The 20,571-nt window shown below is 71.1% G+C and carries 21 protein-coding genes; 9 read left to right on the top strand and 12 right to left on the bottom strand.

Going from position 1 to position 20,571, the window contains the following annotated elements:
• The first annotated feature begins 10 nt into the window (after nucleotides 1-10).
• Entirely contained in the window at nucleotides 11-883 is an 873-nt protein-coding gene (locus FED44_RS01205) for a GNAT family N-acetyltransferase (RefSeq protein ID WP_208758784.1), read from the top strand.
• On the opposite strand, the gene FED44_RS01200 is transcribed toward FED44_RS01205, so the two are convergent.
• Nucleotides 859-1,512, bottom strand: coding sequence for a response regulator transcription factor (locus FED44_RS01200; RefSeq protein WP_111700565.1), 654 nt, complete (start codon nucleotides 1,510-1,512; stop codon nucleotides 859-861). The two genes, FED44_RS01205 and FED44_RS01200, sit on opposite strands and share 25 nt — an antisense overlap.
• Nucleotides 1,490-2,638 (bottom strand): sensor histidine kinase, encoded by a 1,149-nt coding sequence (locus tag FED44_RS01195; RefSeq protein WP_138459473.1) that lies wholly within the window; start codon nucleotides 2,636-2,638, stop codon nucleotides 1,490-1,492. The genes FED44_RS01200 and FED44_RS01195 overlap by 23 nt, the downstream gene beginning before the upstream one ends.
• Nucleotides 2,639-2,805: 167 nt before the next feature.
• Here FED44_RS01195 and FED44_RS01190 point away from each other — a divergent pair, with 167 nt between their 5' ends.
• Nucleotides 2,806-4,662, top strand: coding sequence for a serine hydrolase domain-containing protein (locus FED44_RS01190; protein ID WP_138459472.1), 1,857 nt, complete (start codon nucleotides 2,806-2,808; stop codon nucleotides 4,660-4,662).
• 80 nt (nucleotides 4,663-4,742) lie between these two features.
• On the opposite strand, the gene FED44_RS01185 is transcribed toward FED44_RS01190, so the two are convergent.
• A complete protein-coding gene (locus tag FED44_RS01185) occupies nucleotides 4,743-5,429 on the bottom strand; it encodes a hypothetical protein (RefSeq protein WP_111700568.1) in 687 nt (228 codons plus the stop codon).
• Between the two features lie 224 nt (nucleotides 5,430-5,653).
• Here FED44_RS01185 and FED44_RS01180 point away from each other — a divergent pair, with 224 nt between their 5' ends.
• Together FED44_RS01180 and FED44_RS01175 are read left to right on the top strand one after the other, a co-directional pair.
• Nucleotides 5,654-6,805: a sensor histidine kinase gene (locus tag FED44_RS01180; RefSeq protein WP_165900654.1), complete on the top strand. Its 1,152-nt coding sequence runs from the start codon at nucleotides 5,654-5,656 to the stop codon at nucleotides 6,803-6,805.
• Entirely contained in the window at nucleotides 6,802-7,458 is a 657-nt protein-coding gene (locus FED44_RS01175; protein WP_111700570.1) for a response regulator, read from the top strand. The genes FED44_RS01180 and FED44_RS01175 overlap by 4 nt, the downstream gene beginning before the upstream one ends.
• Nucleotides 7,459-7,467: 9 nt before the next feature.
• On the opposite strand, the gene FED44_RS01170 is transcribed toward FED44_RS01175, so the two are convergent.
• Complete coding sequence (locus tag FED44_RS01170; RefSeq protein ID WP_111700571.1) at nucleotides 7,468-7,650, bottom strand: hypothetical protein; 183 nt, start codon at nucleotides 7,648-7,650, stop codon at nucleotides 7,468-7,470.
• A gap of 28 nt (nucleotides 7,651-7,678) precedes the next feature.
• Between FED44_RS01170 and FED44_RS01165 the strand changes: the two genes are divergently transcribed.
• Nucleotides 7,679-8,095, top strand: a complete 417-nt coding sequence (locus FED44_RS01165; protein ID WP_138459471.1) for a MerR family transcriptional regulator — start codon at nucleotides 7,679-7,681, stop codon at nucleotides 8,093-8,095.
• 148 nt (nucleotides 8,096-8,243) lie between these two features.
• On the opposite strand, the gene FED44_RS01160 is transcribed toward FED44_RS01165, so the two are convergent.
• The 5 genes from FED44_RS01160 to FED44_RS35535 form a co-directional block, all read right to left on the bottom strand.
• Nucleotides 8,244-10,916, bottom strand: coding sequence for a helix-turn-helix domain-containing protein (locus FED44_RS01160; RefSeq protein WP_208758783.1), 2,673 nt, complete (start codon nucleotides 10,914-10,916; stop codon nucleotides 8,244-8,246).
• Between the two features lie 204 nt (nucleotides 10,917-11,120).
• Nucleotides 11,121-12,389, bottom strand: coding sequence for an MFS transporter (locus FED44_RS01155; protein ID WP_138459470.1), 1,269 nt, complete (start codon nucleotides 12,387-12,389; stop codon nucleotides 11,121-11,123).
• A gap of 91 nt (nucleotides 12,390-12,480) precedes the next feature.
• Nucleotides 12,481-13,578, bottom strand: coding sequence for a SagB/ThcOx family dehydrogenase (locus FED44_RS01150; protein ID WP_111700575.1), 1,098 nt, complete (start codon nucleotides 13,576-13,578; stop codon nucleotides 12,481-12,483).
• The gene (locus FED44_RS01145; RefSeq protein WP_138459469.1) at nucleotides 13,575-14,633 is read right to left on the bottom strand and encodes an MvdC/MvdD family ATP grasp protein; all 1,059 of its coding nucleotides are present in this window, start codon (nucleotides 14,631-14,633) and stop codon (nucleotides 13,575-13,577) included. The genes FED44_RS01150 and FED44_RS01145 overlap by 4 nt, the downstream gene beginning before the upstream one ends.
• 92 nt (nucleotides 14,634-14,725) lie before the next feature.
• Nucleotides 14,726-14,887 (bottom strand): hypothetical protein, encoded by a 162-nt coding sequence (locus FED44_RS35535; protein ID WP_165900655.1) that lies wholly within the window; start codon nucleotides 14,885-14,887, stop codon nucleotides 14,726-14,728.
• 245 nt (nucleotides 14,888-15,132) lie between these two features.
• Between FED44_RS35535 and FED44_RS01140 the strand changes: the two genes are divergently transcribed.
• Together FED44_RS01140 and FED44_RS01135 are read left to right on the top strand one after the other, a co-directional pair.
• Nucleotides 15,133-15,612, top strand: a complete 480-nt coding sequence (locus FED44_RS01140; protein ID WP_138459468.1) for a SigE family RNA polymerase sigma factor — start codon at nucleotides 15,133-15,135, stop codon at nucleotides 15,610-15,612.
• Nucleotides 15,609-16,796, top strand: coding sequence for a TolB-like translocation protein (locus FED44_RS01135; protein ID WP_138459467.1), 1,188 nt, complete (start codon nucleotides 15,609-15,611; stop codon nucleotides 16,794-16,796). Before FED44_RS01140 ends, FED44_RS01135 begins: the two co-directional genes overlap by 4 nt.
• 37 nt (nucleotides 16,797-16,833) lie before the next feature.
• On the opposite strand, the gene FED44_RS01130 is transcribed toward FED44_RS01135, so the two are convergent.
• The 3 genes from FED44_RS01130 to FED44_RS01120 form a co-directional block, all read right to left on the bottom strand.
• Entirely contained in the window at nucleotides 16,834-17,400 is a 567-nt protein-coding gene (locus tag FED44_RS01130; protein WP_138459466.1) for a hypothetical protein, read from the bottom strand.
• 171 nt (nucleotides 17,401-17,571) lie between these two features.
• The gene (locus FED44_RS01125; RefSeq protein ID WP_138459465.1) at nucleotides 17,572-18,207 is read right to left on the bottom strand and encodes a transcriptional regulator; all 636 of its coding nucleotides are present in this window, start codon (nucleotides 18,205-18,207) and stop codon (nucleotides 17,572-17,574) included.
• Nucleotides 18,204-18,599, bottom strand: a complete 396-nt coding sequence (locus tag FED44_RS01120; protein ID WP_111700581.1) for a DNA-binding protein — start codon at nucleotides 18,597-18,599, stop codon at nucleotides 18,204-18,206. The genes FED44_RS01125 and FED44_RS01120 overlap by 4 nt, the downstream gene beginning before the upstream one ends.
• Nucleotides 18,600-18,657: 58 nt before the next feature.
• Here FED44_RS01120 and FED44_RS01115 point away from each other — a divergent pair, with 58 nt between their 5' ends.
• Nucleotides 18,658-19,905, top strand: a complete 1,248-nt coding sequence (locus FED44_RS01115) for a PEP/pyruvate-binding domain-containing protein (RefSeq protein WP_138459464.1) — start codon at nucleotides 18,658-18,660, stop codon at nucleotides 19,903-19,905.
• 38 nt (nucleotides 19,906-19,943) lie between these two features.
• The gene (locus FED44_RS01110; RefSeq protein WP_138459463.1) at nucleotides 19,944-20,558 is read left to right on the top strand and encodes a histidine phosphatase family protein; all 615 of its coding nucleotides are present in this window, start codon (nucleotides 19,944-19,946) and stop codon (nucleotides 20,556-20,558) included.
• Nucleotides 20,559-20,571: the final 13 nt, after the last annotated feature.

Raw genomic sequence — 20,571 nt, 5'->3', positions numbered from 1 at the left:
GCATGATGTGATGATCTACGTGAATGAGGCGAAACCACAGATTCCCGGCGATCCTGATCTGCTGGTCAGGATGGAGCAGAACCTTGCCGAGCATGCATGCCACCTGCACCGTCGCATGGATCGCTCGACCGTCACGGAGACGGACGACCTCCTGATCGCCGACAGCGGGCTTGACGACGACACTTTCAACATCGTCGCGGCGGCGCGTTTCACCGCGGACACCGCCCCCGCGCGGGTGGAGGAGACCGTCCGTGCGCTGGCCGCAACCGGTCGCCCCTTCTCCTGGTGGGTCGGCCCCGCCTCCACACCACCAGACCTCGCCTCGCTCCTGATGGACGCCGGTCTGCGGGCGGCCGAGGCCGAGACGGGCATGTGGAAGGACCTGCATGCCGCCCTGCCGCAGCCGCACGCCGATGACCTGGACATCCGCCTGGTGACGACTCCGGAGCGGCTCGCCGACTACGCGATGGTCCTGGCCGCGAACTGGGACCCGCCGGCCGCGACGGTGCGCCGGTTCTTCACCGACGCCGCCGAGTGGGCCCTTGCGCCCGGCTGCCCCGCCCGGTATCTGGTCGGCTACGTGAGCGGCCGCCCGGTCTGCTCGGCCGAGGTCTTCTTCCACGGGGGAATCGCCGGGATCTACAACATCGCGACCCTCGCGACGGACCGCCGACGCGGCTACGGCGGCGCCATCACCCTGGCCACCTTGCACACCGCGTACGACGAGGGCTGTCGCACCGCGGTCCTGCAGGCTTCTCCGGACGGTGAGCCCGTCTACCGCCGCCTCGGATTCGACACCTGCGGCCGGTTCACCGAGTACGCCGTCGCACGCGGCGCTTCCGCAGGAACAACAGGGGCTCAGTCGACCAGGCCGGCGCGGTAGGCGGCGATGGCCACCTGTACGCGATTCGTGACAGCGAGCTTGTCGAACAGGTGGGAGATGTGGCTCTTGACCGTGGCCTCGCTCATGTTCAGGCGGGCTGCGATCTCGGTGTTGGAGTGGCCGAGCCCGACCTCCGTGAGCACCTCGCGCTCGCGGCCGGTCAGGGTCTCCAGCCGGGCGAGCGCGTCACGGCGGCGCCGGATGGGCTGGTCGGTGGTGAGCCGGTGGATCAGCCGCCGAGTTACCCGCGGGGACAGCATCGAGTCGCCGCCGTGCGCGAGACGGATCGCCCGGATCAGGTCGTGCGGCGAGGTGTCCTTGAGCAGGAACCCGCAGGCTCCCGCCTCCAGGGCGGTGAAGACGTGCTCGTCGCTGTCGAAGGTGGTCAAGATGATCACCGCGGGTGGCCGGGCGAGCCGGCGGATGGCCCCCGTGGCGGCCAGGCCGTCGTAGCGGGGCATCCTGACGTCCATCAGGACGACGTCGGGCCCCAGGCGGCGGACCGCGTCGACGGCCTGGTTGCCGTCCTCGGCCTCGCCCACGACCTCCACGTCGGGCGCGGACTCGATGATGAACCGCAGTCCCGCGCGGATCAGCGACTCGTCGTCAACCAGCAGTGTCCTGATCATGTGATTCCCTTGGGAACGCGTCCGCGGCGTGCCACGGCAGCCGGCCCTCAAGACGCCAGCCTCCCGCATCGTCCGGCCCGCCGCGCACCGTTCCGCCGATCAGCCGGAAACGCTCCGCCAGGCCCTCCAGACCGACCCCGGCGCCGGTCTCCAGACTCGGCTGGGCCGATCGTCCGTTCGTGACCGCGATCGTGACGCCGTCTTCCCTGTTCCCGGTCGCCGTGACCGTGACCGGGGCCCCACGGGCGTGCTTGTGCGCATTTGTCAGCCCCTCCTGGACGAGGCGATGCGCGGCCCTGGCCGTTTCCGGTGGCCACGTGCCGATATCGCCGTGCAGGGTGACGGTCCCGCCGGCCGATACCCAGGAGTCCACCAGCCGCCGCAGGTCGGGGAAGCCGTCGTCATCGTCGGGCCCGGCGCGCAGCACGCCAAGGATCTTGCGCAGCTCTTCGAGCGCCTCCTGCGCGCTGACCCTGATCAGCGCCGCCTCCCGCTCGACGCGCTCCGGCCCCGCGCTCGCGTTCACCTCCAGGCCGCCGGCGTGCAGCGAGATGAGCGTTACCTTGTGCGCGAGCACGTCGTGCATCTCCCGGGCGATCCGGCCGCGCTCAGCGGACCTGGCCTGCTCGTTGCGCAGACGCTGCTCGGTCTCGGCGCGTTCGGCGCGCTCGCGAAGCGATCGGGTCAGCTCGCGGCGGGTGGTGACGTACGCCCCTGCCGTCAGCGTGACCCCGGTGGCGGTCACCGCCGAGATCAGCGCGTCCGTGCCCAACGTGCCGCCGTCCACCCACTGCTGGGCCAGGAACCCCGCCATGCCGATCGCCGCCAGAGCCAGGAAACGCGTGCCCGCGCCGGAGAACAGGCTGATCAGCAGTGGTCCCGGATTGCCCGACAGCACGTACGCGCCCGCCCCGGCGACGGCCACCGCGACCGGCCACCGGCCCCGGAACCACACCGCAGCCGTGCCCGCCAGCCCGGCGGCGGCGATGACGGGTCGTGGCAGCGGCGCCCACGGCGTCTTGACCGCCAGGACGGTGAGGAACAGGGAGAGCGCCACGGAGGCCGCGCCGATCGCGTGTGGCCCGAGCGCGGCCACCCGCCGCAGCGCCGCGCGGTACGACAGCATCGCTTCAGCGTAGCCAGGGCGGCGGCGCGCCACCTCATACCGGCGTCGATGCCGTACGCCGGACGGTCTCCGACTTTCGTCGGAGACGCCTGTGGCCGCGATGGCGATGTGGCCGCACCCTCGCCGGCCGCATCGTGGATGGCCTCGACAAGGTCAGGAGCCGTCCCGTGTATCTCTTCCGTTCGATGCTCGTCGCGGTGTGCGCGGCACTGATGATCCTCGTGCCGCCCTGCGTCGCCTCCACTGCCGCGGCAGTCACCGATCTTCCGGACGGGCGCGCGCTGGCGGACTTCTTCGACGCCGCGATGGCGGACGGGCTGGCGGCCAATCACGTGCCGGGCGCGGTCGTCTCGGTGGTGGGCGGTGGGAAGACGCTCTTCAGCAAGGGATACGGACTGGCCGACGTCGAGAACCGCAGGCCCTTCGACCCGGACACCTCGATGGTCCGGATCGCCTCGATCACCAAGCTGTTCACCTGGACCGCGGTGATGCAGCAGGTGCAGCGGGGCAAGCTGGACCTGAAGGCGGACGTGAACCGCTACCTCACCGCGTTCCGGATCCCCGCGACCTACCCCCGGCCGATCACACTGCAGGACCTGATGGACCACACGGCCGGGTTCGAGGACCGCACGATCGGCGTGGGATCGCGGAGCAAGGACGACGTGCCGCCCCTGGCGGACTATCTCGCCGACAACATGCCCGCGCGGGTGCGCCCGCCCGGCGAGGTGTCGGCGTACTCGAACTATGGGGCGGCGCTGGCCGGATACATCGTGTCGCGGGTGAGCGGGCAGCCGTATGACGAGTACGTGCGCGACCACATCCTCGCCCCGCTCGCGATGCGTCACAGCACGGCCGCCGAGCCCGTCCCCGCCCCCTTGGCCACGGATCTGGCGCGCAGCTACGACTACGAGGGCGGGGCGTATCGGCGCAAGCCGTTCGTCTTCGACAACCTCGCCCCCGACGGGTCGATCAGTGCCACCGCGAACGACATGGCCCACTTCATGATCGCCCACCTGCTGGACGGACGCTTCGGCGGCCGGCGCATCCTCGACGAGCCGACGGCCCGGCTCATGCACCGGCGGACGTTCGCGGCCGATCCGCGCATCGACGGGTACGCCCACGGGTTCAAGGAGCAGACGCTCAACGGGCATCGCGTGATCATGCACGACGGCGGCTGGGAGGGCTTCCAGAGCGCGTTGCTGCTGGTGCCCGACGCCGACCTCGGCCTGTTCGTCTCCACGAACAGTCTGGACGGGGCCGACGCCATGACCAAGATCATTCCTGCCTTCTTCGACCGCTTCCTGCCCGGCAGGCGCGCCGTGCCCGACGGCGGTGCTTCCGTCGCGCCTGTCGAGGGCTTCTACAAGCTCACCCGGTCCGCCGAGTCCAGCATCGAGAAGGTGGTCGCCCTGACCGGTTCCACCCGGCTGCGGGTGGAGGGCGGGAAGCTCACCTTCAGGGGCTCGACGTGGAGCCCGCTGCGGCCCGGGCTGTATCAGCAGGACGGCGGCACGCAGCGGTTGGCGCTGGTGACCGGCGCGAGCGGTGTCGCGTACGTGGCCACGGACGGCCCCGCCTACCAACGCGTCCCCTGGTGGGACACCCCGCCGGTCAACGTCGTCATCGTCCTGCTGTTCGCCGTCACCGCCCTGACCGCCGTGCTCGGCCTGCCGGTGGCCGCTGTGGTCCGCCGGGCCAAGAAGCGTCCCGTTCCGCGTCTCTGGCGTGCCGGGCGTCTCCTGACCGGGCTCGCCGCCGCGGTCGGACTGGTGTTCGTGGTGCTGTTCACGCTGGTCCTGACCGGCGACACGAGCATCCTGTACGGCGTGCCGGCCGACGTCCAGGTCCTCCTGGCATTGCCGCTGCTGGTCCTCGCCCTCACCGTCGCCGCGCTCGCCACCACCGTGAGGGCCTGGCGGGGCGTGGGCGTCCTGGCCCGCGTCCACCAGGTGGTCGTACTGGCGGGGCTGCTCGCCCTCCTCTGGTTCTGCCTGCACTGGAACCTGCTCGGCCGGCACCTGTGATCACCAGTATGCGGAACGGAGCTGTAGCAGGTGGAAACATGAGGAGCCGGCGCCTGGGCGGCGTCGGCTCCTCGTTTCGGTCAAGCGGCCGGGGCCGGCGCGGCCAGTGCCTCGGCCCGGACCACGTCCCTGGCTGAGCGGCGCAGGAGCCGCACCCCCACAAGCACCAGCGGCGCGTAGCAGGCCAGGGCCACCACAGCCCCCACGACCGGGGGTAGCGTCGCGGCTGCCACGAACGGCAGCAGGATCACCGGCACTGTCCACCAGCCGACCACTCCCGCTCGGGCGAGCCCGGCCAGAAGCAGCGGGAGCATGGCGACGCCGCACAGGATTCCGGTGAGTCGCCACACGGCGAGGGTCGGGTCGGCCGTGACGGTGTCGAACACCTTCACCGCGTCGGCGAGAGGCACCACGTTCGGCATGGTGGCGGTGAACCAGTCGGACAGCAGCATGCCGGACATCTGGATGGCGCCGAACATGGACAGTGCCACGCCGGTGGCCGTCAGGTTCCGGCCCCTCGGGCCGCGGAGCAGCGTCAGGGTCGCCGGTACGCCGAGCGCGATGAGCACCCAGGCGTAGTGGAGCAGGTTCGCCGAAAGCAGCGACAGCCCGTGGTCGGCGGCCAACGAGGCCAGATACCCTGCGGAGGAGTCATCCTCCTGCGGCGGTGAGGTGAGCATGCCGCCGAACATCAGGACGGGGGCGAGTACGAGCGCGAGGCCGCCGAGGCGGCGCAGCGGAGCGGAGGCGGCGGACGTGGCGTCCATGGGGTGTCCTTTCGGCTGTCTCTTGAGCTGCCGTAACGCTATGAGCGCGCACCTGCCGGCCGGATCGGCCTAGCGGGCCGTCCCAGATGCGATCCCAGGTCACCCCGTCGGCTGCCGGGTCCTCTCCGGAGACGACCCGCGGCCTTCTGCCGTCCTTCTCACGTCTGATCCGAGGGTCGGCCCCTTTCGTTACCGTCGGTGTGCCGACGACGAGGGGAGCGGGCGTGGGAACACCATGGAGCCGCCGGAGACGGCTGCTCGCGGGCACTGTGGCGGGTGCGTTGTTCGCCGTCCTCGCGTTGGTCGAGGTGTACGGCGACCCGCGCGGCGCCGGTGACCGGCTCACCACCGCCGGGCTCGGCCTGGTGCTGGTGATCTGCTTTCCACTCGCGGCGCGTTATCCGATCACCGCGATGTCCGTGGCGATGCTGTCGTTCCCGTACGCGATCCTGACCGGTGCGGAAGGAGTGGGCGGGGCCCAGCTCATCGCCGAACTGGTGCTCGTGGTTCACGCGGCCTACCGGGCCGAACCTCGTCTTTCCCTCACCGCGTCGGTGTGTGCCGCCATGGTTCCGGCGGTCGCGCTGGTCTGGGGTGGCGAAGGGCCTTGGGAGTTCGTCTTCTTCGGCGCGCTGGTCGGGGCCGCCTGGGTTCTCGGCACGTTGCTGCGGCGGGAGCAGTCGCGCTCTCGCCAGTTGGCCGCGCTCGCCGCGGAGCTGGCCGCCGAGCGGGAGGCGCGGGCGCGGGCGGCGGTGGCCGAGGAACGTGCCCGGATCTCCCGCGAGCTGCACGACGCGGTGGCGCACACGGTCAGCGTGATGACCATGCAGGCAGGGGTGGTACGGCGCCGGTTGGCCGACCGGCCGGTCGAGCACGACGCGCTGTCGCAGGTGGAGGAGCTCGGCCGGCGTTCCGTCACCGAGTTGCGCCGGGTGGTCCACCTCCTGCGTCCCGACGAGGCCGACCGGCTGGCTCCGCCTCCGTCTCTGCGGAGGATCGACGACCTCGTGAAGGAGGTGCGTTCGGCAGGGCTCCAGGCCACGTCCACAGTGTCCGGTACGCCGGCCTCGTTGCCGCTTGGTGTTGACATGTCCGCGTACCGGATCGTTCAGGAGGCGTTGACGAACGTGTTGCGCCACGCGGAGGCGGCGGTCGCGACGGTGACCGTGACATACGAGCCGGCCGGAGTCAGCGTCCGGGTGGTGGACGACGGGCGGGGTGCCACCGCGCTCGGACCGGGGCCCGGCGGCGGGCACGGCCTGGTGGGGATGCGCGAACGGGTGGGCATGTTCGGTGGGGAGTTGCGGGCCGGGCCGCGTGCCGAGGGCGGCTTCGAGGTGTACGCGCGCTTCCCGCTCGCGGAGGGGACACGATGATCCGGGTGCTGCTGGCCGACGACGAGGCGATCATGCGGGCCGGCCTGCGCATGCTGATCTCCGAGGAGCCGGACATGGACGTCGTCGGAGAGGCGGCCGACGGCGACGAGGCGGTGCGGATGGCCGCGACGATCGGACCCGACGTGGTGCTCATGGACGCCCGCATGCCCGGCCTCGACGGGATCGCGGCCGCCCGCGCGATCACTGCGGCGCATCCCGAGATCAAGGTGCTGGTGCTGACCACGCTGGACGAGGAGGCCATCGTGGACGGGGCGCTCCGCGCCGGGGTCGCGGGCTTCCTGCTCAAGGTGTCGCCCCCCGAGCAGTTGCTGGAGGCACTGCGCGAGGTGGCCGCCGGGCGCGGCCTGCTCGATCCGGCGGTGGTTCCGTCGGTGATCGGCGGGTACACGAGGGCACCGGCGCCGCAGCCCCGGCACTCGGCGCTGGACCGGCTCACCGGCCGGGAGGCCGAGGTGTTCGCCCTCGTCGGCCGGGGACTGTCGAACTCGGAGATCGCCGCTCGGCTCTACCTCGGGGAGACCACCGTGAAGACGCATCTGGGCAGGGTGCTGGACAAGCTCGGGCTGCGCGACCGCGCACAGGCCATCGCCTTCGCGTACGAGAGCGGACTCATCCGTCCCGGCGAGGACTGAGGATCCAGATCATCGCGCCCACTCCCAGCGCTCGCCCGTGGGCAGGTCCACCACCGTCAGATCCGTTCCACCCAGGGCGATCGCGTCCGAGGCGGTGCCTGTGGTGCGGAACAACGCCGAGAGCGGATCGCGCCCGTGGGCGTCGCGCACCGGGACCAGCACCTTCGTGACCGCGATCGTTTGCTTGAGCATGCGGCCAACGGTGCTGGTTAATGTACGCATGAAGTCAAGTGGGGAACTGACCATAGGGGAGCTGGCAGAGCGGTTCGGCCTGGCCACGCATGTGCTGCGGCACTGGGAGAGCATGGGCCTGATCGAACCCGCTCGGCGTGCCGGCGGTCAGCGCCGTTACGGGCAGGACGCGCTGGTGCGAGTGGCGCTGATATTGATGGGTAAGGAGGCCGGTCTCGGGCTGCGTGAGCTGAGCGCCGTGCTGTCCGCTCCTGATCCGATGGACCACCGGGACCTGTTGCGCCGCCACGTCGTCGAACTGGAGCAGCGCATGGCGAGGGCGCGTGCGGCCAAGGACCTGATCGAGCACGCCCTCGCCTGCCCGCACAGGTTCGCGGACTGCGCGCACGCCCGCGAGCAGATCGCGGCGCGTATCCCGCCGGCCGGAGCGCCGGCGAGGGCCTGATCCACCGGACTGTGGGCCGCACCCATCGGGGTGTGGCCCGTAGCCGGATTCGTGGCTCCGCTCGGGCCGCCCTCATTGGGACTCCCGCCCCACACCCCCAGGCGGGGGCTCCGCCCCGGCAGTCCCACAGCGGAATCCCCTTCCAGGGTCAGGCCGTCGTGCGGCGGAGCCAGCCGGCCAGTTCCCGGCGGTTCGAGACGCCCAGCTTCGCGTAGACGCGCTGCAGGTGGTTGTCCACGGTCCTGACGGAGATCGTCAGCTTGGCCGCGATGTCCTTGCTCGGCATCCCCTCGGAGGCCAGGATCGCGACCTCCCTTTCCCTGGCGGTGAGCGGTACGGCCGCGTCGGCCGCCTGGAGCATGGGCGTGCGCGCGCCCTCGCACAGGGCCGCGCTGGCGGCCGCCCGCGCGGCCGCGGCGGAGGCCTGCCTGGGGTTGCCGGAACGGCGCCACAGCTCCGCCGCGGCGCTCGCCGCCTCCGCCGCGAGCAGGCTCGCCCCCATCCGGTCCAGGTCTCCAGCCACTGCTGTCAAGCCGCCCTGGTCACCAGTGGCCAGCGCGGTCGCCAGCCGTGCCCGGGCGGCGGTGAAGGGCCCTCCGGTCCTCGCGAGCTCCGCGAGACGGCCCGCCGCCTCCGCCGCGACGCCGAGCCGCGCGAGGTCCGTAAGGAGCACGGTCTCGGAGGAGAACTGCCCCCGCTCGCGGGCCTCGGTCGCCGCCGCCCTGAGCACCGTCCTGGCCGCCTCCTGGTCTCCCCGCGCGACGTGCGTCCACGCCTCGCCGAGCCGTTCCTCGGGCACGTGCACCGGCGCCGCGAGGCCGGCGTGCTCGGCGAGGGCGGCCTCCGCCGCGCGCACGTCACCCTGCAGGGCCGCGGCCGCGGCGAGCCCGGCGAGCGCGAGCGGACGGATGACCACTGCCTGGGGGCGGGTGTCGCGCGCGATTTCCGCGTACCACCGACGCGCCGAGGCGGGACGGCCGGCCATCAAGGCGTTGCGGGCGAGTGGAAAGACCAGGAGCGTACGCTGCCACCCGGTCGGTGCCGCACCCGGATCGGTGTAGGCGCGCTCCGCGGTGACGCGTGCTTCCTCCAGGCGCCCGCTCTCGGTCAGGGCCAGGACGAGGGCGGACCGCGCGGCCGCCTCATGCGGGCTGCGGCTTCTGCCCTCCGCCCCCGCCCTGGCACACAGGGCCACGGCGCGTTCGGCCCACCGCACCGCCTCCTCACTCCGGCCGAGAAAGGACAGCGCGCTGGACCTCGTCGCGGCGGCGGCCGTCCAGGCCGCCACGCCCGCGATGTCTTCCGGCGGTGGTTCCCCGTCAGGCATGCCGTCGAGCAGGCCGAGGCTCTCGGTGTGGTGGCCCAGGCTGGAGAGCATGTTGGCTTCGTTCACCCGCAGCGCCCACAGCCCGGCGGCGCTCGTGACGCGGTCGCGCGCCGCGTCGTTCGCGGCGACGGCCTCCTCGCGGCTCGCACCGCGGCACCAGATGAGATTGTGGGTGCGCGCCAGCGCCACCGCGAGCGCGCGGCTCTCTGTGGCGGCACACTTGTCGGCCCGGCACAGCACCTCCTCGGCCTCCTGCGGCCGGCCCGCTTCCGACAACGTACGGCCGAGCAGGAGCAGCGCCGGGAAGGTGAGGGCCTGCTCGGGAATCGCCCGGAGGAAGACGAGCGCCCGGGCATGGTCGTCGCCGTACGCGGCGAGCCGGGCGGCCTGAAGGAGGAGGGCCGGATCGGCGGTGCCGGTGCCGGCGAGCCGGTAGGAGGCCAGGCGCATGGCGTCCTCCCGGCGGCGCGAGCCGGTCCGCTCCAGCCTGTTCGCCTGCTCGCGCAGGATCTCCCGGCGCCACCCCTCGGTGATGCCCGCGGGCAGCACCTCCGCGTAGAGAGGGTGTGCCAGGCAGGCGTACGTGCGCCGTCCCTCCCGTACGACGGTGACGAGTTCGGCTCGCTCCAGCTCGTCGAGGGCGTGGGTGCCGGGGTCGCTTTCCAGGTCGGCTACGGACACCGGGCCGCACAGCGCGAGGACGTCGAGGAGGCGACGGCCGCACGGCGCCACCGTCGCGAGCCGGTGGCGGATCAGATCGGTGAGGCGGCGGGTGACCGGAAGGAGCTCGGTGGTGGCCAGCTGCCAGATCTCCCCATCGTTCGTCAGCCGGCCTTCGGCCAGCGCACCGCGTACCAGCTCGCTCAGATAGAGCGGATTGCCCCCGCTCGCGGCGTGTAATCGGTCGACGGTCTCGCGGTGGACGTGCCCGGCCAGGGCGCACTGGAGGAGCTCGTGCACCTCCCGCCAGGTCAGCGGTGCGAGGTCGGCGTGATGGACGGCATCGCCCCGCCCGAGCGTCACGACGCTCTCTTCGGACGAGGCGTCGGAGCGCACCGTGCCCACCAGGAAGACGGCGCCGGTCTCCATGAGCTGGCGCAGCAGCAGGGCCGAGGCGGTGTCGAGCAGGTGCAGATCATCGATGAGCAGGACGAGGCGGGCCGTTGCGCTGTAGGCCCGCGACATGAGCCGGACCGCCGTCGCGAAGCCCGCGACGGGATCCGACAGGTCCACGCCGTCCGGCAGCAGATGGGCTATCGCCCCGAGGGGGATCTGGGCCGCCGCGCCGGTCGCGACCGCGCGACCCACGGCGTGTCCCCGGCCGACGGCGACGGCGAGGCATTCCTCCGCCAGCCGTGTCTTGCCGACGCCGGGCTCCCCGAAGAGGAGGAAACCGTTGTAACCGGTTTCATCGAGGACAGTCGTGAACGCCTTCCGCTCCGGTTCACGGCCTACCAAGGACCATCGTCTCGGCACCATCTCAGCCGTCGACACCGCAGCTTTCTCCTTCCGCTGGACAATAGGGCGCGTTGTACGGGAGCCGGCCGCGTCGGCGGGGCCGGCCGGAGACGCCTCCTGATTGTCCGACGGGAGCGGACGGCGGGGGAGGGGAAGGTGCGAAAAACCGCACATCGGTAGTGATGCCGTTTGTGACGACCGCGGGCACACAGCACGGCGGGCCGGGCGGGTTGAGGTTCCCTACAGCGCGGACACCTGGGGTGTGGCGGGCGGAGCCTGCGTCATCCTGTTCGCGGATGCGGGCAGCCGGAGGGCCAGCCGGTGAGCGAGGATCGCGGCCAGGCCGGACATGACGATCGATCCGATGATCAGATGAGCGCCCAGACCGTGCTGGAGCATCAACCCGGCCAGCGCGGGCCCGAGGGTGAATCCGACCGTGAAGGCAAGGGACGTCGCGGCGTTGTAGCGGCCGGACAGGGGCTCGGGGGCGAGATCGTTGATCATAGGCAGAAGGGCCGGGGACAGCATGGTCTCGCCGATTCCGACCATCACGGCCGCGAGGACGCAGGCGGCGATCGTCAAGCCGGTGCCGAGCCGGCCGGTGGCGAGTGTCAGGCACGAGGCGGTGGCCCACCAGCCGCACGCGGCGATGATCACGCTGGTGCGGCGACAGCCGCGGAGCAGCCGGAGCGCGGCCAGCTGGGCGAGGGCCACAGTCAGGGCGTTGGCGACGAAGGCGATGCTCACGACGTGCGGGCCGAGCCCGGCCGACTCGGTGACGTACACCGGGAACACCGAGATCAGGGGAGTGTAGCCGGCCAGGACCAGGAGCACGGTCAAGACCCAGATCCTCCGGAACAGGCGATCCCCCGCCACCTCGCGGTAACCCTCGCCGAGACGCCGGCGTGGTTCCGGGCGGGGCCGGGACGGTTCCGCGGGCGGCGGTACGGCGATGCACGCCACGAGAACGGCGGCAAGGATGTAGGTGCCGGCGTCCAGGCAGTAGAGCAGGAAAAAGGACGCCGGCCGTCCGCCTGAGACGAGGACGGCCGCGAGGAGGCCCCCGGCGGTCACGCCGGCATTGGTGATCGCGTACCGGACCGCGAAAGCCGAGGCACGAGTCCGGGGCGCCAGTCGCGCCAGCAGGGCATCCTGGGCGGGAGACGCCACAGCTCCGCCCACCCCGGCCAGGGCCGCGGCGGCGAAGGCCTGCCACGGTGCCCCCACGACGGCGATGAACGCTGTCCCGGCCGCGGCGACCGACCATCCGCCGATCAGGGCGGCACGCGCGCCGAAACGGTCGATCGCCATACCTCCCGCGAGGTTGGTCATCAGGGCGCCGACGCCCACCGTGGCCGCCGCCAGCCCGGCTGTTCCGATGGCGATCCCGCGCACGTCGTGGAGATAAACGATCAGGAAGGGCATGGTCATGCCGGTGCCCACTGCGGACAAGGCGTGTGAGACGAGCGTCATCCAGGCGGATCGCGGCAGCCTCGGCATCAGGTCCATGCTCGGATTCCCCCGGACCGGCCGGCCCTGCGTACGCGTGGCCGTGCTCCGCGGCTCACCCCGCGCGGCCCTTTCCCGAGGGACCTGCCGGTCACAGAGCCGTGTCGTCGGGGATCGACGGTGTCGAACCGCGGGGATGGCCGAGTGCGGTGACGCCGAGCACTATCTCGGACATATGGTCACAGCCGATGAACTCTTCGAGTTCCTCGTCGCGGACGGCCGTGGCGAAGACGGCGCCCAGGCCCATGGCCGTCGCGGTCAGCAGCACGGTCTGGCTGACGTGACCGAGTCCGAGCGAGATGTCCCGGTAGGCACGAGCGGCCTCGTAGCGCCACTGGCTTCGCTCGATCATCGCCGTGTAGATGAGCAGTACGGGAGCCGCGGCCAGCCAGGCCTGGCCGCCCAGCGCCGACACCAGCCTCTTGGGGGAGGGCGCGTCCCCCATCCGCGTCACCCCGTGGGCCGATGGCGAGAAGTGGTATATCGCCGGTTCGAGACCACCCTCCACGTTGCCCGCGTACAGGTAGATCTCGATGGGGTCACGTGCCCCGGCCGAAGGGCTGGCCTTGAAGACGTTGTGGCCGAACTCCGGATCGTCGCGGAAGGCGATGATGCCGCCGGCGGCCGTCAGGATGCCCGCCAGGTCGTCGAGAGCGACGGGCTTGTCGAGATAGGCCCGTGTCGAGCGCCGTGTCCACAGGGCGTCCATCAGGCGCGGGTGGGGCCAGCCGGCATCACTCGGCCGCTGCTTGCGGAGCGCGATCAGCGGTCGGCCGGCGGTCGGCTTGAACGGCGGCGGGGCGGGAGAGGCGCCGACCTTCTCACGAGTTCTGGCCTTGTCCTCTCCGGCGGTCAGGATCCTGCTGCCGGACCGTGCACGAGTCGCGAAATGGTAGTAAGCGGCCGGTGGCCCCCACACTCCCCATCGGTTTTTGAGCTCGTTCTGCCGCTCATGCCGGTCGGAGCCCTCGGCGATGAGGAGCCCGGCCTCCAGCAGCCGCTCCGCGATCGGGACGAGCGCGGCGTCAAACCGTTCGATGCTGCGCAGCTCGCGCCACTTCCCGAACCACCACAGTACGCGCGAGCTGTCCTCGGTCAGGGCGAACTGCTGCTGATGGAGGTAGTCGTCCCAGACCAACCTCCCGTCGTCCCAGTAGAGCACCGCGTGCTCGGCGACCCGCACCCTCATGACGAGACCTCCTCGAAGGCGTTGATCAGGAAATCGCACACGGCCGACGAGACGGGCCTTCCCTCGACGTGATTTTCCAGCCACAACCAGTCGAACGCGGGATTCACCTCGAGGAACACATATCCCCACGGTGTGTCGAGAAGGTCGAAAGCCGCCAGCTGTAGATTCCACTGCTCGCAGAGCAGGGTGAGCGGCCCGGTCAGCTCGGGCGGCATCGGGACCCGCTCGATCGACACCTCGGAGACGTCCAGCCGTTCGACATCCATGGACCGCTTGTCCAGACGAAAAGCGACGAATTCACCGTCGGCCCAATTGATCCGCAGCTCCCCGCTGGACGGCACGAACTCCTGGACCAACACCGGGGCGGACTCCACCGTCCGGTCGTCCGACAACTCGGCCCGGCTCACTCTCCGGGGGAACAACCCGATCGCATTGCCAGGAGTCTCCTCGATCAGATGCTCGCCCAGGCTTTTCATCACCAGATCACCAGATCCCGGGATCAGATCTGGTGCGAGGCCCGGACACGTGGTGACCACGCTGGCGGGGACCCGCAGTCCCGCTTTCCGCGCCGCCGCGAGTTGCGCTATCCGGCTCGGCTGCCACCGTCCGGTCAGGCGGTTGACCATGACGACGTCCATGGGCGGCTGCATGCTTTCCGCCCACGCGCCCCACTGCTCCCGCACATAGTGAGCGATTCCGTCCGGCGCTGGGGCGTTGATGGAACTCGCCGAGAAGTACCGCGACCAGAAGACCCTGGGCCGGAACCGTTCACCTCCCACGCTCACGATCCCGCGGAAGACGTCCCAGACCAGCTCGGCTCCCGCGCAACGGTCGCTGTCGATTCTCAGCAGGGGTATCCCCGCCGCCGCCAGACGCAGGGAGATGTAGTCGGCCTCGCGGTCGTCGGCACGCGTGGTGATCATGACGCACGGCATGCAGCCGTCGTCATATCGTGCGGGCCGGCCCACGAGCGACTGGAAATCGAGGGACTGCGCGGACAGTTCGGCCTTGAACGTCTGCCTTCTCAACAGGAGGGGAACGCCGGGTTTCGCCATCATCGGCTCCGTTCGCGAAACGCGGGTGGGCCGGCGGGGATCCCGCCGACCCACCCGCCCGGATTCAGGTGGATCTGAATTCCGCTACGACCTCAGCAGTGCGTCTTGGCGCACGGGTGCATGAAGGCGGTGAGGTACCTGCTCGCGTAGGCCGTGAACGTGGCGTTCTCCACGGCGGCCCACTCCTCGAGCAGTTCCCGCCCCTCGCCGTCGGAGATCTCCAGTACCTGCTTGGCCATGTCCTGCACCGTCATCTCGGTGCCTCCTCCCGATCGGGAACCGACTCTTGCGCCCTCAGCATCGGCAATGGGCGCCTGTGCAGGTAGAGCAGGCACTACTCATTCAGCCGATCCGGCACTACTTACGAGGACGCGCCCCCTGCAGGTGCGGCCCGCCTTTCCCGGCGTACGGGCCTGCCCCGCTTGGGCGGATTCCAGATGATGCAACATATCGGGGTTCTGATGCGTCTCAGCCGGGATGGACGAGAGGACTCCCGCCCGTGGATGACGCGCCGGATTTCGCGGACTTCGCCGCCGAGCGGATCGACGCGTTGTTCCGCTACGCCTACATGCTCACCGGCAACCCGCACGACGCCGCCGACCTCGTTCAGGAGGCGATGGTACGGCTGCGCGGCTCATGGCCGCGCGTGCGGCGCAAGCACAACCCGGAGAGCTACGTGAGAACCACGATCACCCGGCTGCACATCTCCGTATGGAGACGGCGCAGGCGTGAACACCTGGCATGGGAGGTGCCCGAACAGCCGCAACCGGTGGCGGAGCCCCCGCTGGACCTCTGGGGCGAACTGGCCAGACTGCCCAAGAGGCAGCGTGCCGTACTGGTCCTGCGCTACTACGAGGACCGGTCGGACGCCGAGATCGCGGAGATCCTCGGCATCTCTCCCGGGACCGTACGGAGCCAGGCGTCCCGCGCCCTCGGCAAGCTGCGTGAGACCGTCACCCCGCTAAGGAGCCTGCGATGAACGACGTCGAAGAGGCGCTGCGCCGTACGTTCGCGCGCGCGGAGGCGCGGATCCCGGCCACGCCGCCGGATCTGCTGCGCCAGGTGACCGAGGGGCGGACCCGGCGCGGACGCCGTGGGCTGGTGCCGGCGACCGCGATGGCCACCTGTCTGGTGATCTGGGCGGCGGCAGCCCTGACATGGCGGGCTCCCCACCCGTCACCCGCCGTCACGGCCACGCCCGCACCGCGCCTGCACGAACCACGGATCCACGAACCGCGGATCGTGGAGAAGATCGCACCGCCGCTGGAACAGGCGCTGCCTTCGGTGGTCGCGGAGGTCCCGCGGGAGGCGCCCAACGGTGAGGCCTTCACGCCGAAGCTGTTCGTCGATCCACGCACCATGCTCGGGTACGTGGCGAAGAAGGGCTACGATCCCGCGCCTGAACTGTGGATTTATCACCTGGAATCGCGGACCTTTCGTCGCCTGACCGTCGTCGGCTATCCCATCGCGCCGGTGGACTCGCCGGCGGCGGGCGATGGATTTATCGTCTGGTTCGAATACGTGGGCCGGAACATTCGCATAATGGCGATTCCGGCGACCGGGGGAACACCCCTCGAAGTGGTGACGTTCCCGGCCGAGCTGGAAGTGGACGAGGCGAACGGGGACACCATCTACGGTGTGGACCTGGCCGTCGGAGACGGCAGGATCTTCTGGTCGTCGACCAGGTCGGGGGGCGTCAACCAGGTTCCGGTGACGGGTGGCAAGCCGTCGCCCGTCCCGGGCACGAAGGGGTTGCGTCTCTTCTCCTGGCCCTGGGCGGGGCGTCCCCTCGACGGTCCGGGGGCCATGGTGAATCTGCTCAACCTGAGCACCGGGGAGCGGCTCGACGACCCAGCGCAGGCGGTGTGCCATGTGACCTGGTGCGTCACCGACAGCCAGGCGATCCGCCGGGACGGCAGCCGGGTTCTGGACCTGCCGGGCGACAACCCCCGGTCGATCGTGGCCGACCGCTTCGTCACCCTGAGCCAGACCGACAAGCAGGGGCGCAAGGCCTCAGTGATCTACGATCTCGCCACGGCACGGGCCGGCAGGCTCTGGATGCGGAACGACCGCAAGGCGTCCACCACCCTCTACGTCAGCACGGAGATGATCTACTTCAAGCGCGGTGACAAGTGGGCGGTCATCCACGACCCGGACCGCTAGCACCGGCCGGGCCGGACGGCCCGGCCGGCTCAGCCGATCAGTAGGCGCACTGCACCACTACGTCGTCGAGATCGATCTCCGCGGCGTGCCAGTACGGCTCCCGCTGCACGACGGCGAAGCGCAGCACGACGTCGGAGCGTTGCGCCGTCCAGCTCACCGTCTGGAGCTCCCAGCCGTGGACCCAGTCCTGGGTGATCGACTTCAGCGCGATGTACGTCCACGTGTCGGGGTCGATCACCTCAAGGTTGAACTGGGCCCACTCGCCCCACAGGTCCGTGTAGACGCCGGCGGTGCATCGTGCCCCGGGATGAACGCTCACCGGCGTGAGGTTGATGGTCCGCCCGAGCGCGCACCAGTCGCCCTTCGTGAAGGCCGACATGGCGGCCATGCCGCTCCCCGTACGCGGCGTGTTCGACGCGCTGCCGAACACCGGCCCGCTGCACCCCCCGTTCGCGGTGAAGGTCCATCGGGACGCCGGATTCGTCGACGGTTCGAACCCGTCGGTGAGCTGCCAGATCCCCGCGGACGCGGGCCCCGTCGGCACGAGAATCGCCGCGGCGGCGATGACCGCCGCCATGAACGCACGCCGAAATGCTGAGTGCATGTGTGAACTCCCACGTCTCGACCCGAAAACCACGGAATATGGTCCACGTCGAGAGGGCGCAACTCGCGACGACACCAGTCATTGTGGCGGCTGCCGTGGAAGTGTCAAGAGTGGAAAAACGGGTGTGAAAGTATTGCAGTTGCCGTCCGCGTATTAAGCCGGGACGGCGGGTCAGGGTTGCGCGTGCCGGTCGAGGCCGAGCGTGGCGATGAGGTCTTCGTGGAGCTCGAACCAGACCCGATGGCAGGAGTCCAGGCCGGTCTGGTCGACCCAGGCGCCGTCCCCCGCCCGGGCACGCGCCAGGGCCGCGGTGAATCGCGTGTCATATCCGCGGAACCGCGTGAGGACGCGACCGAGCCGGTCCGCGAGTGGCGTGAGCGCCCGCTCGACGCAGGCGAGCTCATGGAGCACTCCGGCGTCCCAGGTGGGATCGGAGTGGTCGTTGACGGCGAGCCGATCGCCGGCGGTGGGCCGGAGCTGCCAGTCGGTGCAGGCTTGCAGCAGGAGGGCGTTCAGCGGGAGGAACGTGCGGTAGACGTCGCGGACCTCGTCTGCGGCGCCGGCGCGGGTGAGCTCGGCCGCGAGCTGCCGCTCGTTCTCGGTCCGGCCCGGTTCGGTCAACGACCAGCCTTCGGTGCCGGCGAAGGCGGTGTGCTCGACCCAGCCGCGTGCCTCGGCGTCGCGCAGCACCTGCTCCGTCGTGACGGCGTCGAGCCCGTACCGGCGGGCGATCACGGGAGTGTCGGCGAACCCGGTGACGCGCACGGCGTGCAGGACCAGGAGGCCGGGCGTGGAGTCGCGCGTCACGACTCGGCGTCCTGTCGCGCCGTCAGGCGGGTGTAGTGCTGCTGGCACGCCTGCGGGGAGTTGAACCCCATCACCTGCGCCATCTGCGCCCAGGTCAGTCCCGCGCCGCGGGCGATGAACAGCAGGGCGGATTCGAGTCCTTCGACCTCGGCTCGTGCCGCGGGCAGGAGGGCGAGCGCGCTCAGGACGTCCTCCGGGTCCAGGTCGGCGTTGCGCCAGACGGCGAACTGCACGAGGTCGACCGCCGACGGCGGGGCGGGCGGGGGTCGCCACGGACGGGCGTCGAGCGTGTCCGCGCCCAGGCGCAGAAGATGCTCACGCGCGTCCCGCTCACGCTGGGCCTGTACGTGGTCGGCGTGCGCGCCGTGCGCCATGTCGTCCTTGCGGTGCATGGGTCTCACAATGCACAATCAACAAATTGTTGTCAATGAAACGTTGAAGGGCGGGCGGATGATCGTGCCCCTCGTGAAGGCCGTCGCCGATACCTGCGGGGGGAAGGCCGGCGCGCTCGGTGCGTTGCTCCGCGCGGGTCTGCCGGTGCCCAACGGCTTCGTCGTCCCGTTCGCCGCCTACCTCGCCGCTGTCCGCGACCTGGACCTCGGGCGGCTCGCCGGCGAGCCGGAGGGCGTCGCCGCGGCCCGGCGGACGATCGAGGCCCGCCCCGTCCACGCCGCCGTGATCGACGCGCTGGGACGCGCGCTCGGCGAGATCGGCGATCCGCCCGTGGCGGTGCGGTCGTCGGCGGCGAAGGAGGACACCGGGCAGGCGTCGGCGGCCGGTCAGCACGAGAGCTTCCTCGCCGTGCACGGAGCCGACGAGGTCGCCAAGGCCGTACGTGCCTGCTGGGCCTCGCTGTTCTCCCCGCGTGCCGTCGCCTACCGGGCCGCCTCCGGCCGTGCCGGCCATCCCTCCGACGATCTTCTGATGGCCGTCATCGTCCAACGCCATCTGGACGCCGAGGCGTCCGGGGTCATGTTCACCCCCGCGGACTCCGGCGAGGCGACCCGGATCGAGGCGTCCTGGGGCCTCGGCCCGAGCATCGTCGAGGGCAGGGTCACCCCTGACGCCTACCTCGTCGCCGCGGACGGGTCGGTCACCCGTACCATCGCGGACAAGCGGCAGCGCCTCGACCGGCGCGGCGCGCGGCTCGTGGTCGAGGACGTGCCCGCCGCTGCCCGGAACCGGCCGGCGGTCGGCGACGCGACCGCCACGCGGCTGGCCGCGCTGGGCAGACGGATCGCCGCCGTACTCGGTGGACCGCAGGACATCGAGTGGGCGATCGCCGACGGCCGCGCCTGGGTTCTGCAGGCACGGCCGGTCACCGCCGCACTCCCACCGTCGGCAGCGCGTTCCCGCGTCTCCGGCATCCCGTCCGCCACGCTCACCGGAACGCCGGGCAGTCGCGGGACCGCGACCGGCACCGCGAGGATCGTCCGCGGTCCCGGCGACTTCGCGCGCGTACGCCCGGGCGACATCCTCGTCTGCCCCTTCACCGACCCCGCCTGGACGCCGTTGCTGCGCATCGCCGCCGGCGTCGTCACCGAGACCGGAGGCGTGCTCTCGCACGCCGCGATCGTCGCGCGGGAGCACGCCATCCCCGCCGTCCTCGGCATCCCGGACGCGACGAGCAGGCTCCGCGACGACACCGTCGTCACCGTCGACGGCACCAACGGCACCGTCACGGCGGCGAACGCGTGACCGGGCAGCGCCAAGCCGACCGGAACGCAGGCATCCCGATGCCGATCCGACGCCTCTACCTGGCACGTCACGGCGCGGCCGACGCGTTCGGGAAACTCACCGACATCGGGCGCCGGCAGGCGGGCCTGCTGGGCGAACGGCTCGCGGGCCTGCCGGTCGACGCCGTGTGGCACTCTCCGCTGCCCCGTGCCGTGGCGAGCGCGCACGAGATCGCCCGTCACCTACCGGACGTGCCCGTGGCCGAGGCCGCCGAACTCGTCGACCACGTGCCCTACGTTCCCGGCGCGGCCGAGACGCCTGCCTCCTGGGCGGGCTTCTTCGACGGCTACGACGACACCGAGGCGGCTTCGGGCCGGAGGCTCGCCGAGGCCCTGGTCGCCAGGTTCGCGAAGGTCCCCGATCCGGGCACGAAAGGGACCCGGCCCGACGTGAACGAGGTCCTGGTGACACACGCCTACCCGATCGCGTGGCTGGTGCGGCACGCGATGGACGCGCCGCCGTCCCGGTGGCTCGGGCTGAACAGCGCCAACACCGCGCTGACGGTCATCGAGTACCGGCGCGGCCTGCCGCCCACGATCGTGATGTTCAACGACATGAGCCACCTTTCGCCCGGCCTGCGCTGGACCGGGTTCCCAGCAGGCATCAGGCCGTGAGGCGGCTACAGGG

Source organism: Microbispora triticiradicis (genome assembly GCF_005864065.1).
In the GTDB taxonomy this organism is placed as follows: Bacteria; Actinomycetota; Actinomycetes; order Streptosporangiales; family Streptosporangiaceae; genus Microbispora; species Microbispora triticiradicis.
This window is presented reverse-complemented; position numbering and strand designations above follow the sequence as displayed.